Here is a 13,830-nt window from a genome sequence, read left to right as displayed (position 1 = left end):
ACCCAAACACAACTAGAAAGGGTTAAGCAGATTATAACATGACTGCTGCCCTTTCGCAAGAAGAAAGGACGTATAAATCATTGGCCTACAGATTTATAAACGAAGAACTTAGAATAGCATCATGTAGAAAGGCGTGGATACCTGAGTGGGTAATTGCACTTGGAAAAGCGGAAGATGTAGTTTCTTACTACTGCCACAATCAAGATTTGATTATCCTAAACATAGATAATGTAAATTATGAATTAAATTATAAAATTGTTAAGTGGTATTTGATGGTTAGTGACGAACAAAGAAAAGAATTTGCTGATTATGTGAAAACTATTCGCTTTGAAACCTATGTTTTTTTAAAACACCTAAATTATGTGCTGAGGATACGTCGGAAATTGAATAAAAAAACAGAAGCGGCCAGGCAATGATAACGTGGAGGTAAAGCGATATGAGACAGAACGAAATGCATAATCAAAGATGTGTAGTAGAATTTGCTGTTGAAGTAAAAGATGGTGTTGTTAACCGGATAGGTATATCATCCATTCCGAAGCCCAAGACGAATTTCAAAGGTGGGAGTGTGAAATGGTTTGATGATAGGAAACTGATTCGGGGAGGTGATGTGGCTTATTAAAAACGATACCGCATGAAATAGCCGAAAAAAGTAACTGATAATAAGCAAAAACGTTCGAAATTCCTTAGATACCCGGTAAAGCGTCGGCCTTTGCCGGGCGTGCGGTTTTTGGTTTAAGTGAGAATTAATTACGGATATCCCCGGAATGGCGCGCCAACACAGGAACGGGACAGCAGGGAAAGGAGGAATATAAACGCCCCAGAGGTGCGGCAACACCAGAGGGGCAAATAAGCATAACCCAGTACACACAATACGGGGCTATCTCGATTATACAACGGTCGGATAGCTCCTTCAAGCATTAATTGACTGCTGCCGCATGGCAGGGAAGGGAGATACTATGGCAACAGATAACAGAGGGCGTAAGCTGCCAAAGGGAATCAGGCAGAGAAGCAAAGACGGCTTCGAGGGGCGTTTTACCTACCAGCATAAAACATATACGGTTCACGGGGAAACCGTAACAAAGACGCAGAAAGCCATGACAGAGCTTAAATACAAGCTGGAGCATGGAATCTATGCGGATAAGAAGAAAATCACGCTGAATGACTGGTTTACAACGTGGATGGAGGAGTACAAAAAGAACCAGGTAAAAACGGGGACTTACACAAACTATCAGAATTATTACAACTTCGCGATCAAGGAACGCATGGGAAGCAATCTTATTTCTGATATCAGAGGGGAGCACATTCAAAAGCTGTACAATGATCTGGTAGATAATGAGTACACACTTTCCAGTATAAAATTAGTGAAGGCGATACTTAATGGGTGTTTAAAGCAGGCCATGAGAAACGGACTGATAGAACGAAATCCGGTTCCTTTGGCCACTCTTCCAAGACAGAAGGAAAAGAAAGAAAGGCAAGCTATGACAAAAGAACAGCAGACATTATTTATGGAATATGCAAAAGACAGCTATTTATATAATTTGTTCGCGGTGATGCTTCGCACTGGAATGCGGATTGGGGAAATCACGGGACTGAAATACACGGATATTGACAAGAGAAAGAATGTGATCCATATACAGAGAACCTTGCTTTATATCAACAATGAGGGATATATGGAATGCGATCCCAAGACGAAGACTTCGAACAGAGATATTCCGCTGACTGCTGCCTTGTGTGAACTTCTGGAGAATCAGAGAAAATTCTGGGGATTTAAGGTGGAGCGGATAGACAGATATTTATTCTGTACCGAAAAGGGAGAGCCTTTAGGAAGACAGCGGGTGCAATATGAAATCGATCGGATAACGAAGCAGATCACGGCAGCAGGCCATGACTTCCCGCGTATTACAGCGCATGTGTTCCGGCATACATTTGCTACCAGAGCAATAGAAGCCGGAATGCAACCACAGGTATTAAAGACAATACTTGGTCACAGCTCATTGACCATGACAATGGATCTGTATAGTCATGTGCTGCCAGATACGAAAGCTGATGAAATGGAAAAAATTGCAAATGTATTTTGATAGGGGCAGCAGCCAAGCTGCCTTTTTGTATGTCCAATATTTGTCCAAGATTGCATATATGGAGATAAATCATGACAAATAGAAGAATCGTGAAAAGTATGGTGAATCATAGCTTTTTAAATTATGATAAACAACAATAAAATAATAGCTTCAAAATATTAAGTTTTCTTTAGAATTTGTGAACGGTCTTGTCTATTCCCCTGAGAGTATAGTAAAATAGAACCATAAAGAGCAGGCATGTTGTGAATTCGAGGCCTGCTCCGGATATTCCATGTTGAGGCAGATATCGAGAAAGGGGAGCATACGATGACAGAAGATTTGATTAAACAGATAAAGAAAATCAAGCAGGCACTGGTGAATGTGGATATGTCAGGTGATGATTGGGAAGAGAGAGAAGAGATTCTTGATAAACTGGAGGATGTCACCACTTATCTGAAGGACGCCATGGGAAAAGGAATTGAGTTCTGATGGGAAAAGTGGAGGCGCTGATATTTGATATGGACGGTCTGATCTTCGATTCGGAACGGGTGGTTCAGCGAAGCTGGAATGAGGCGGGAACGGCACTTGGCTATGGGCGTGTCGGGGAACAGATTTATCATACACTGGGATTTAATGTAAAGCGGCGGGAAGCATATTTTAAAAGCATCTATGGTCAGGATTTCCCAATGGAAGAATTCGGCAATCTGACACGGAAAGTTTTCTATGATATTGCAGAGTCAGAAGGAATCGCCATGAAGAAGGGGGTTCGCGAGCTGATGGATTTCGCCAGGGAAAGAGGAATACGGATCGGACTTGCCACTTCATCCAGACAGGAGTATTCGGCGCGCCAGCTTACGGAGGCCGGGATATGGGAATACTTCGACGGGTGTGTTTTTGGAGATATGGTGACAAAGGCGAAGCCTGATCCGGAGATCTATCTGAAGGCTTGTGAAGCAGTCGGTGTATGCCCTGCAAAGAGCATGGCTTTGGAGGATGCTCCGGCCGGGATTCGTGCATCGCATGCGGCGGGAATGATTCCGGTCATGGTGCCGGATCTTGTTGAACCGACGGAAGAGATTCGGAAGCTTTGCTATCGGCGGGTGGATTCCCTGATTGATGTGATTTTGCTTGTGGAAGAATTGGAGAAGTAGAATAAAGTGTAAAAAAGAGCTGTGCTTCCGACGAGGCACAGCTCTTGAAATATAAAAGTATGAAATCCGGTATGACTATCCATGAATGATGACCTGTCTGAGATTCAGATCCTGATCCAGGAGTACCAGATTGGCAATCTTGCCGGTGGAAATGCTTCCGTAACGGTCATAGATTCCGATTGCTTTTGCCGGATTCATCGTGGCACATGCAATGGCACTTTCCAGAGGGATCTGCATTTCTTTCACGGCAGTTCTCATGCAGTCCATCAGATTGGTTACGGAACCCGCAAGCGCGCCGTCGCTGACAAGTGTGGCGTATTTCCCCTTTACGGCAACATCCTGTCCGCCGAGTGTGTATTGACCATCTTCCATTCCGGCAGCGCGCATGCTGTCACTGATCAGGATCATACGGTCATCGCCGAACAGCTGGAATGTAGCTCTGACGACAGAAGGATGAATATGCACACCGTCGCAGATCAGTTCGGCACGGCAGTGCGGACTGTCGAATGCGGCACCGACGACTCCCGGAGCACGATGAGTGAAAGGCGGCATGGCATTGTAAAGGTGGGTGGCGTGTCTGGCACCACGGTCATAGGCCTCTTTGGCAGTCTGATAATCTGCAGTTGTATGGGCCAGAGAAATGGTAACCTTGTCGTGGAGTGCGTCGATAAATTCCATGGCACCCTCGTTCTCAGGGGCGATATCAACCAGTTTGATGAGACCGCCGGAACGCTCCTGAAGGCTGCAGAAAAGCGCTTCGTCACAGAGCCGGATGTGTTCGGCAGCCTGAGCTCCTTTTTTTGCCTCGCTTATGAATGGTCCTTCCATGTTGATCCCTACCAGGGAAGCCTGCCCCGGACGGGCAGGGGATTCGTTATAGGTACGTGCCGCATCCATAACCTGCACCAGTGATTCCGGGGACACCGTCATGGTTGCGGGACAGACGGATGTGACACCGCAGGAAGCCTCATATCGGGTGATGGCATCGATTGCCTCTACAGTACCGTCACAGAAATCATGTCCCATGCAGCCGTGAAAATGAATGTCGATCAGTCCCGGAATGGCATACAGTCCGTCTGCATCCAGAACAGATTCATTTTCAGAGGGGGCAAGTGAAGGACAGATCTCCGTAAAAACGTCCTCTTCGATTCGAATATCCAGTCTGGAAAATGTTTTGTCTTCACCGTAAACAAGTGCATTTCTGATAATCATGATTATTCAGCCTTCTTTCTAATGTATAGAACAAATATTACTGCGGAAGCCTGGACAAAGCAGCTTCGTCTGCTACCAGTGTTACATCCGGATGAAGCTGAAGGATGGAAGCCGGTACAGTCGGAGTGATCGGGCCGAAGAAAGCATCGCGAACGATATCAGCTTTATCTTCTCCACTTACAATGATCAGGATTTTCCGGGCACGCATGATCGTACCGATCCCCATGGTGTATGCCTGACGCGGAACGTCATCAATGGATGCGAAGAAACGCTTGTTGGCTTCAATGGTTCTTTCCTGAAGATCTACGCAGTGAGTTTCTTTCGGGAAATGATCAGCCGGTTCGTTGAAACCGATATGTCCGTTGTGACCAAGTCCAAGAAGCTGAAGATCCACTCCGCCAAGGGAACGGATGATTTCTTCGTAATGATGGCATTCTTCTTCGGCGTCTTCTCTGGTGCCGTCCGGCAGATAAGAAGCCTTGATATTTACATGATCAAACAGATTTTTATGCATAAAATAATAGTAGCTCTGGTCGTTATCACGTGTAAGTCCCCTATATTCATCCAGATTCACGGTCGTAACTTGAGCAAAATTGATATCCCCTTTATTGTACCAGTCAACCAACTGTTTGTATGTCCCGATCGGTGAAGAACCGGTAGCAAGACCTAAGACACAGTTTGGCTTCATGATCACCTGTGCTGAAATAATATTGGCAGCGGTGCGACTCATAGCATCATAATTTTTGGTTTTGTAGATTTTCATAATTTTCCCCTTTCTCAATGAACCTGTCGGCATGATATGCCTTCATATGATAAATGTATCAAAAGAAATATTGAAAAACAAGATAATGAAAATCAAAAAAATAGAAAGTGCAAAAAAAAACAATAATCGTGCTATTGGCTTTGCCGTTCATGAAATCCTGTCACATTTTACCGTTATTCTAAAGTAAAATTCATCGGTTTTCCCGTTTCCGGATGGAGGAAACTGAGGTGGAAAGCTCTGAGGGAAATGGGCTCATAGCTCGGTTTTTGTATGAATTCCGGATTGTATTTGTTATCGCCCCAAAGCGGTGCGCCTGCATGGGCCATCTGTACCCGGATCTGGTGATGACGCCCTGTTTTCAGGTGAACATGTACGGTGGTCAGCGTATTGCCGTCAGCGTCTTTGGCTGTAGCAACGGTTTCGTAAGAAAGCTCTGCGCGTCGGGCCTGAGGGGTGTCTTTGGAACATACCCGGGAGGTGTTGCTTCTTCCATCCTTTACGAGGTAATCGATCAGAGTTCCGCCAGGGGAAGGTAAAGTGCCGCAGCAGACAGCGCGATAGTCTTTGCAGAAATAATTTCCGATAAGCTGTCTGTTCAGCGCCGCCGCTGCTTTTGGATTTTTGGCAAAGACCATGAGGCCGGATACGGGCTGATCCAGTCTGTGAATGACTGCCAGATAAGGAGGCTTGGATCCGCCGGAAGAAGCAAGATGATTTTTCAGAATGCTCTCCATGTCAGGTTGTCCGAATCTTCGGGTCTGTACCGGTATGCCGGCAGGTTTATCACATACAATAATGTCTTTATCTTCATATAATATAGCAGGATGTTCCATAATTTACCTCCGGAGAATATTTTTCTTGACTTTTGAAAAAAAGGAAGTTACACTTATCTCCAGTAAAAGGGAGTAGCTTCCATTGATTCGTTTTGTCAGATCATCAAATGCCGAAATCAGTGTGATACGAAATCGTCATCACGATTATTTAAACATAATCCGGTTCGTATTGTCAATTAGCGAGACTTTTATTGCAGATTTTATGCCATAGGTGCAGTGTTTTGCAATAAGAAGTCTTTTTTATTTGCCTAAAATGCATTGCGTCACATAGGAAACGACTCAAAACACGAAACTTTGCACCGCCAAAATATAAATAAAATGGGAGGAAAAGATATGGTCTATGTATTGTTGATTCTGGGATTTGTATTATTGATTAAAGGAGCAGACTATTTTGTGGAAGGAAGCTCCAGTGTTGCGAAGCTCCTGAAAGTGCCTGCAATCATCATCGGGCTTACGGTTGTCGCATTCGGTACCAGCATGCCGGAGGCTTCTGTGAGCATAACCGCGGCACTGAAAGGGCAGAATTCACTTGCTGTAAGTAATGTTTTAGGCTCCAATATGTTTAATCTTCTGATCGTACTTGGATGCAGCGCCCTGATGAGGCCCCTTCGTGCCACCGACAGTGTATTGAAGAAAGAATTTCCGTTTTCAATCTTCATTACGGCAGCAATGCTTTTGATGACGACAAAGCTTGCTTTTGGGAAAATCCTTGCAGGAGAGGGGGAATTCGTACTTGGAAGGATCAGCGGTGTGGTTCTTCTTATCATGTTTGTCCTTTTCCTGGTACTTCAGGTTAAGGAGGCACTAAAAGCGCGAAATGCGATGCCTGCTGAAGATTATGCAGTCTTGAGCCCGGCGAAAAGTGCAATTTTTATTATTGGCGGAATTGCAGGAATCGTTCTGGGAGGAGATCTGGTTGTTGATTCTGCTACGGAGATTGCAGTTCGCTTTGGACTGAGCCAGACTTTTATTGGTCTTACGATCGTTGCAATGGGTACTTCCCTGCCGGAACTTGTTACATCGATGGTCGCGGCCAAAAAGGGAGAAAATGATCTCGCGTTGGGAAATGTTGTCGGTTCGAACATTTTCAATATACTTTTGATTCTGGGATCAAGTTCCGCAATCTGTCCGATCACAGTAGATATCGATGCGATATATGATATGATTATACTGATCGTGTTCAGTGTATTTGCGTTGATCTGCGCAAAGAGCCGTAAAGAATTATCCAAGAGAGAGGGTGTGCTCTTTCTGATGCTGTATGCGGTATATTTTGCATATATTTATGTGAGATAACTGCAGTGAAATATCAAAGACGGGTTGACAAATGCAGAAATCTCAATTAAAATCCTTAGTATCTGAAAAGAAATAATAGACACGTGGACCGTGAAGAGGATTAGTATATATTGGAAGTGGCACAGAGAGGTTTCCGTCCGGTGCAAGGAAGCTGCATGGAAGATATAGAACCTGCCTTGGAGTCCCTGTATGAAAATACAGCGCGCCCGGCGTTAACGGGAAATGAAGAGAACTGTTTTACGAAGTAAGACGGTTAATCAGGGTGGTACCGCCGGTTTTCCGGTCCCTTTTATCAGGGGCGGAAGAACCGGCGTTTTTTGTTTTGAAATAATTGTCAGTTATAATGCACCCCTGAGACAGACCAAAATATATGGAAGAGGAGAGGCTTGACATGGCAAAAGAAAAGAAGTTTGTAGAATCGATCACTTCGCGTGACGTTGATTTCGCGCAGTGGTATACGGATGTAGTCCGCGAAGCGAAACTTTGCGATTACTCCAGCGTGAAAGGATGTCTGAATTATTTACCGAACGGATATGCGATCTGGGAAAAGATTCAGGCTGATCTGGATAAGAGATTTAAGGATACAGGTGTGGAGAATGTGTATCTTCCTGTATTGATTCCGGAGAATCTTCTGCAGAAAGAAAGTGATCATATCGAAGGATTTGCTCCGGAAGTGGCATGGGTAACCAAGGGTGGAATGGAACGCCTTCAGGAGAAGATGTGTATTCGTCCTACATCCGAGACGCTGTTCTGCGATCTGTGGTCAAGAACCGTACAGTCCTACCGTGATCTGCCGAAGGTATGGAATCAGTGGTGCTCTGTACTTCGATGGGAGAAGACAACCAGACCGTTCCTTCGCTCCAGAGAGTTTTTATGGCAGGAAGGCCATACGATTCATGCGACTTATGAGGAGGCTGAGGAAAGAACACTTACTATGCTCAGAGTATATCAGGAGTTTATCCGGGATTCTCTGGCGATTCCGTTTGTATCCGGTCCTAAGACAGAGAGCGAGAAATTCGCAGGTGCTCAGGACACCTATACGGTAGAAGCTTTGATGCATGACGGAAAGGCACTTCAGTCTGCAACCAGCCATTTCTTCGGAAGCGGCTTCCCGGATGCATTTGACATCAAGTATCTGGATAAGAATAATGAACTTCACAGTGTATATGAGACTTCATGGGGACTTTCCACACGTATTATCGGTGCGATCATCATGGTACACGGTGATGACAGCGGACTCGTACTGCCTCCGAGAATTGCTCCGGTTCAGACGAGAGTGATTCCGATCGCACAGCATAAGGAAGGTGTACTCGAGAAAGCGAATGAACTGGTTGATACATTAGCGAAAGCCGGCTACAGCGTGAAGATCGATGATTCCGAGAAGAGCCCGGGATGGAAATTCAGTGAGCAGGAAATGCTTGGAATTCCGACCCGTATTGAAATCGGACCGAAAGACATCGATCAGGGACAGGTTGTCGTTGTACGCCGCGATACACGTGAGAAGATTATTGTTCCGATCGATGAAATTGCAACCAGACTCGGAGAAATTCTGGAAACGATCCAGAAAGACATGTATGACCGGGCAAAAGCATTCCTTGACAGCCATATTGATACAGCGGTGACCATGGATGAAATGAAAGAGAAATTCAATGAAAACCGTGGATTCATCAAAGCAATGTGGTGCGGAAGCGAAGAGTGCGAGGGCGAGATCAAATACGAGACCGGCGGCGCATCTTCAAGATGCATCTGCAAAGAAGATCCGATCAGTGATACATGTATTTATTGCGGTAAACCTGCGAAACATATGGTTTATTTCGGCAAGGCATATTAAGATAGTATAAAGAACAGGTGAATGTAAAGAAATATGAAGATTCAATTACCTGACAAGGTGCATCATATTATTACAACTTTACAGGATCACGGGTACGAGGCATATGCCGTAGGAGGCTGTGTCAGGGACAGTATCCTCGGACGGGATCCGCAGGACTGGGATATAACAACATCAGCGACGCCTTTGGAAACAAAGGCGTTGTTTGAACGTACCTTTGATACCGGAATTGAACATGGGACGATCACGGTACTTCTGGAGAAAGAAGGCTTTGAAGTGACGACTTATCGGATAGACGGTAAATATGAAGACAGCAGACATCCCAAAGAAGTTCAGTTTACACGCAGTCTGGAAGAAGATCTGAAACGGCGGGATTTTACGATCAATGCCATGGCATATAATGAGGAGGCCGGTCTGGTAGATATTTTTGACGGTCTGCAGGATCTGGATCAGAAAGTGATCCGATGTGTGGGGAATGCAGGGGAACGTTTCTCGGAAGACGCGCTTCGGATTCTCCGCGCAGTGAGGTTTTCCGCTCAGCTTGGATTTGACATTGAAGAGAAGACCCGGGAGGCAATCAGCGATCTGGCATCGAATTTAAGAAATATCAGTGCCGAGCGCATACAGGTGGAACTCGTCAAATTGCTGGTATCTCCGCACCCGGAGCGCATCCGGCTGGCATATGAACTTGGTATCACATCCGTGATTCTCCCGGAATTCGACGTTATGATGGTAACAGAGCAGGAGAATCTTCATCACTGCTATCATGTCGGCGAGCATACGATCCATACGATGATGAACATTGCGCCTGAGAAGGTACTGCGGCTTACCATGCTTTTTCATGACATGGGAAAACCGGCGACGAAATCGATCGATGAGAAAGGGGTCGCACATTTCAGGGGACATGTATGTGTCAGTGAAGAGATCGCAAGAAGGATTCTGCAGCGCCTCAAGTTTGATAATGATACTATAAGAAAGGTAAGCAAGCTGGTGCGTTTTCATGATTACAGAATGCCGGCTGCTTCGAAATATGTGCGGCGTGCAATGAACAGGATCGGAGAGGACTTATTCCCGTATTATCTGTTGGTGCAGCGTGCCGATATTGCCGGACAAAGTGAGTATCAGAAGACGAAGAAGATAGAAAATCTTGAGCAGATAGAAAAATTATATAAAGAAATTCTGGAATTGAAACAGTGTGTATCGCTGAAGGGCCTTGCCGTGACGGGACGTGATCTGATCGAGGCGGGAATGGAACCGGGGCCCCAGATCGGCGAGATGTTGGAAACGCTTTTAAAAGAAGTGATTGATGATCCTGAAAAGAATGAGAAGAAAGTTCTTCTAAAAATGGTATCTCGGGGCATACACTAGAAAGACATGAAAACGAAACGTGCAGGGGGATGCCATGAAAGATTATGGGATTAGTGTCTTAGAACAATACCAGATGGAAGTAAACAGCACCCACAGAATCAGGGGTGCTGTTTTGTGCGATACGGATCGCGGGCTGTTTCTTTTAAAAGAAGTATATATTGCACCGAAAAGGCTGCCCGTGCTCATCGAACTGTACAAAATGCTGAATGAAAGCGGAATCTGTATGGTGGATATGCCACTGGCAAACAAAGAGGGAGCGTATATTACGACGGCTGATGACGGAACCGGGTATATGGTAAGACGATGGTTCCAGGGGAGAGAATGCGATGTACGCCGGGAAGCGGAGCTGCTGGAGGGAACGAAATACCTGGCAAAGCTGCACAAACTGATGCGGATACCCGGTGAGGACACAACGGGAGCCGAAATCAGTTTTCCGCTGGAAGAGGAATTCAGGCGGCATAACCGGGAACTGCGGAAGGTGCGTACGTTCATTTGCCGGAGAAGTGTCAAAGGAGCATTTGAGACGGAATTCCTGAAAGGCTGTGACCGGATGTACGAATGGGCAGAAGGGGCGAACGAGCATCTGAAAGAGACCGGATACCGACGGTTATGGCAGGAGGCACAGGAGAAAGGGACCTGGGTTCACGGAGACTACAATTATCATAATCTGCTATTTTGCAAAGAGGGATTGGCAGTTACCGGATTTGACCGTGCGCACAGAGAACTCCAGTTGGATGATTTTTATTATTTCCTGAGAAAAACAATGGAGAAATACAGGTATGATGAGCGTCTCGGTTATAAAATGCTGCGAATGTACGATGCGGAAATAACACTCGGGAAAAAAGAAAGGGATTATCTTGCAGTGAGGCTCGCTTACCCGGAGAAGTTCTGGAAAATTGTGAATTTGTATTACCACTCGAATAAAGCATGGATTCCGGAGAAAAATGTTGAAAAACTGAGGACGGCAATTCGCCAGAATGAGGAAAAGAAGCGCTTTTTATCGAATATATTTGCTTTTCATTTATAGCCAAGTAGTGTATAATAGGGATAAAGCGAGTACCAGAATGTGCCCTTGAGGGAGAAATGTACTCAGAACAAATGGAGGTACAAAAAAGAGATGGAAGAATATGTAAAGAGATACGAAGAATGGTGTACTAACCCGTATTTTGACGCGGACACACAGGCAGAACTGAAAGCAATTGCTGATAATGATGGGGAAATCAAGGAGCGCTTTTACAAAGATCTGGAGTTTGGTACAGCAGGACTCCGTGGTGTGATCGGAGCCGGAACGAACCGCATGAATATTTACACTGTTAGAAAGGCAACACAGGGACTTGCCAACTATATCATCAAAGCAGGTGCGAAGGAACGCGGAGTGGCGATCGCTTACGACTCACGCCGTATGTCCCCGGAATTCGCAGATGAAGCAGCACTTTGTCTGGCAGCGAACGGAATCAAAGCATATGTATTCGAATCACTTCGTCCGACACCGGAACTGTCCTTTGCAGTGCGTGAACTGAAGTGTATTGCCGGAATCAACATCACAGCCAGCCATAACCCGCCGGAATATAACGGATATAAAGTATATTGGGAAGACGGCGCACAGATCACTCCGCCGCATGACAAAGGTATCATGGATGAGGTTCTTGCTGTTACCGATTATACAACAATGAAGACGATGGGACTGGAAGAAGCGAAAGCAGCCGGTCTCTACGAAGTGATCGGACAGGCTATTGATGACGCATATATTGCCAGATTAAAAGAGCAGGTACAGCATCAGGATGCAATTGACGCAGTGGGTAAGGATCTGAAGATCGTATACAGCCCTCTTCACGGAACCGGAAATATACCTGCCAGACGTGTACTTAAGGAACTTGGCTTTGAAAATGTATATGTTGTGAAAGAACAGGAACTCCCGGATGGAGAATTCCCGACCGTTTCTTATCCGAATCCGGAAGCAGAAGAAGCATTTGAACTTGGACTTAAGCTTGCAAAAGAGGTAGATGCCGATCTGGTACTTGCAACAGATCCGGATGCAGACCGACTTGGAGTGCGTGTAAAAGATAAAGACGGCGTATACCATACATTAACAGGAAATATGTCAGGATGTCTGCTCGCTGATTACGAGATTGGACAGAAGAAAGCCTTGAAAGGCCTTCCGGAAGACGGATACCTGATCAAGACGATCGTTACTTCCAATCTGGCGGATGCCATTGCAAAAGGATATAATGTAGGACTGATCGAAGTCCTGACAGGTTTCAAATATATCGGACAGCAGATTCTTGGATTTGAAACAAGTGGAAAGGGTGAATATCTTTTTGGATTTGAGGAAAGCTATGGATGTCTGATCGGAACACATGCAAGAGATAAAGATGCAATCGTAGCAACAATGGCTCTTTGCGAAGCAGCAGCTTACTATAAGACAAAAGATATGACATTATGGGATGCAATGGTTGCAATGTACGAGAAATATGGTTATTACAAGGATGATATCAAGTCAATCACCATGAAGGGAATTGAAGGACTTGAAAAGATCCAGAACATCCTGCAGACACTGCGCAATAATCCGCCGGCTGAGATCGGTGCTTACAAGGTGCAGAAGGCAAGAGATTATCAGGCAGATACAATCAAAGATCTGGCAACCGGCGAAGTAACACCGACAGGCCTTCCGAAGTCCAACGTTCTTTATTATGAACTGAATGATGATGCATGGGTATGTGTTCGCCCGTCAGGAACGGAACCGAAAGTAAAATTCTATTACGGAATTAAGGGAACTTCTCTTGAGGATGCAGATTCCAAATCAGAAGAACTTGGAAAAGCAGTGCTTGCTATGGTGGATCAAATGTTGTAGAAAACAGTTTGTCCGGAAAGAATTGTATTTCGGTGTTCCTAAGAAGGATTTAGGCTTGACAAAGGCTTTAAAACCCGATATAACTTTACATAGGGCATTCTGCAAGGACGCAGTCAGCCTTTAGTACGAGGTAGAATACAGTTGGTATTCGAGTGATTATGATACAGGAGGAAATATTCATGAACAAAACAGAATTAGTGGCAGCAGTGGCAGAGCAGGGAGAGGTTTCTAAAAAAGATGCAGAAAAAGTGCTAAAAGCTTTTGTTGATGTAGTTACAGAAGAACTGAAAAAAGGGGAAAAAGTTCAGTTGGTAGGTTTTGGAACATTTGAGGTAAGTGAAAGAGCTGCAAGAGAAGGAAGAAATCCTCAGACCGGTATGACCATGAAGATTGATGCCTGCAAAGCGCCGAAGTTTAAAGCAGGAAAAGCTTTGAAAGATGCTGTAAACGCATAATTGGTTTTGGATTGATGAA

Annotated in this window: 14 protein-coding genes and 1 other annotated feature; of the genes, 11 read left to right on the top strand and 3 right to left on the bottom strand. The window is 45.1% G+C overall.

What is annotated here, in order from left to right; genetic code table 11:
• The first annotated feature begins 38 nt into the window (after positions 1-38).
• From ACTNB3_RS09290 to ACTNB3_RS09270, 5 genes are all read left to right on the top strand, one after another.
• The gene (locus ACTNB3_RS09290) at positions 39-416 is read left to right on the top strand and encodes a hypothetical protein (RefSeq protein ID WP_441025202.1); all 378 of its coding nucleotides are present in this window, start codon (positions 39-41) and stop codon (positions 414-416) included.
• Positions 417-436: 20 nt separating this feature from the next.
• Positions 437-619 (top strand): hypothetical protein, encoded by a 183-nt coding sequence (locus ACTNB3_RS09285; protein ID WP_441025201.1) that lies wholly within the window; start codon positions 437-439, stop codon positions 617-619.
• A gap of 337 nt (positions 620-956) precedes the next feature.
• Positions 957-2,078 carry a tyrosine-type recombinase/integrase gene (locus ACTNB3_RS09280; protein ID WP_441025199.1) on the top strand — a complete coding sequence of 374 codons (1,122 nt, stop codon included), beginning with the start codon at positions 957-959 and terminating at the stop codon, positions 2,076-2,078.
• A gap of 306 nt (positions 2,079-2,384) precedes the next feature.
• Positions 2,385-2,546 (top strand): hypothetical protein, encoded by a 162-nt coding sequence (locus ACTNB3_RS09275; RefSeq protein ID WP_427820635.1) that lies wholly within the window; start codon positions 2,385-2,387, stop codon positions 2,544-2,546.
• A complete protein-coding gene (locus ACTNB3_RS09270) occupies positions 2,546-3,208 on the top strand; it encodes an HAD family hydrolase (RefSeq protein ID WP_441025196.1) in 663 nt (220 codons plus the stop codon). Before ACTNB3_RS09275 ends, ACTNB3_RS09270 begins: the two co-directional genes overlap by 1 nt.
• Positions 3,209-3,283: 75 nt before the next feature.
• Here ACTNB3_RS09270 and nagA read toward each other — a convergent pair whose 3' ends face one another.
• From nagA to ACTNB3_RS09255, 3 genes are all read right to left on the bottom strand, one after another.
• Positions 3,284-4,420 carry an N-acetylglucosamine-6-phosphate deacetylase gene (nagA, locus tag ACTNB3_RS09265; RefSeq protein WP_427820633.1) on the bottom strand — a complete coding sequence of 379 codons (1,137 nt, stop codon included), beginning with the start codon at positions 4,418-4,420 and terminating at the stop codon, positions 3,284-3,286.
• 37 nt (positions 4,421-4,457) lie between these two features.
• Entirely contained in the window at positions 4,458-5,183 is a 726-nt protein-coding gene (gene nagB / locus ACTNB3_RS09260) for a glucosamine-6-phosphate deaminase (RefSeq protein WP_441025195.1), read from the bottom strand.
• Between the two features lie 173 nt (positions 5,184-5,356).
• Entirely contained in the window at positions 5,357-6,016 is a 660-nt protein-coding gene (locus tag ACTNB3_RS09255; protein ID WP_441025193.1) for an RluA family pseudouridine synthase, read from the bottom strand.
• 333 nt (positions 6,017-6,349) lie between these two features.
• Between ACTNB3_RS09255 and ACTNB3_RS09250 the strand changes: the two genes are divergently transcribed.
• The 6 genes from ACTNB3_RS09250 (at position 6,350) to ACTNB3_RS09225 (ending at position 13,811) form a co-directional block, all read left to right on the top strand.
• A complete protein-coding gene (locus ACTNB3_RS09250; protein WP_427820630.1) occupies positions 6,350-7,309 on the top strand; it encodes a calcium/sodium antiporter in 960 nt (319 codons plus the stop codon).
• 81 nt (positions 7,310-7,390) lie between these two features.
• Positions 7,391-7,600, top strand: a binding site (T-box leader).
• 100 nt (positions 7,601-7,700) lie between these two features.
• The gene (gene proS / locus ACTNB3_RS09245; protein WP_441017429.1) at positions 7,701-9,140 is read left to right on the top strand and encodes a proline--tRNA ligase; all 1,440 of its coding nucleotides are present in this window, start codon (positions 7,701-7,703) and stop codon (positions 9,138-9,140) included.
• A 33-nt stretch (positions 9,141-9,173) separates the two neighbouring features.
• Positions 9,174-10,505 (top strand): CCA tRNA nucleotidyltransferase, encoded by a 1,332-nt coding sequence (locus tag ACTNB3_RS09240; protein WP_427820628.1) that lies wholly within the window; start codon positions 9,174-9,176, stop codon positions 10,503-10,505.
• 34 nt (positions 10,506-10,539) lie between these two features.
• Entirely contained in the window at positions 10,540-11,532 is a 993-nt protein-coding gene (locus ACTNB3_RS09235) for a CotS family spore coat protein (protein WP_427820627.1), read from the top strand.
• A 90-nt stretch (positions 11,533-11,622) separates the two neighbouring features.
• A complete protein-coding gene (locus ACTNB3_RS09230) occupies positions 11,623-13,356 on the top strand; it encodes a phospho-sugar mutase (RefSeq protein ID WP_441025191.1) in 1,734 nt (577 codons plus the stop codon).
• Positions 13,357-13,535: 179 nt separating this feature from the next.
• The gene (locus tag ACTNB3_RS09225) at positions 13,536-13,811 is read left to right on the top strand and encodes an HU family DNA-binding protein (RefSeq protein WP_427806170.1); all 276 of its coding nucleotides are present in this window, start codon (positions 13,536-13,538) and stop codon (positions 13,809-13,811) included.
• Positions 13,812-13,830 lie beyond the last annotated feature (19 nt).

Source organism: Bariatricus sp. HCP28S3_D3, from assembly GCF_052065755.1.
Taxonomy (GTDB): domain Bacteria; phylum Bacillota; class Clostridia; order Lachnospirales; family Lachnospiraceae; genus Allocoprococcus.
The sequence above is the reverse complement of the archived record's forward strand: the minus strand, read 5'-3'. Positions and strand labels throughout refer to the sequence as shown.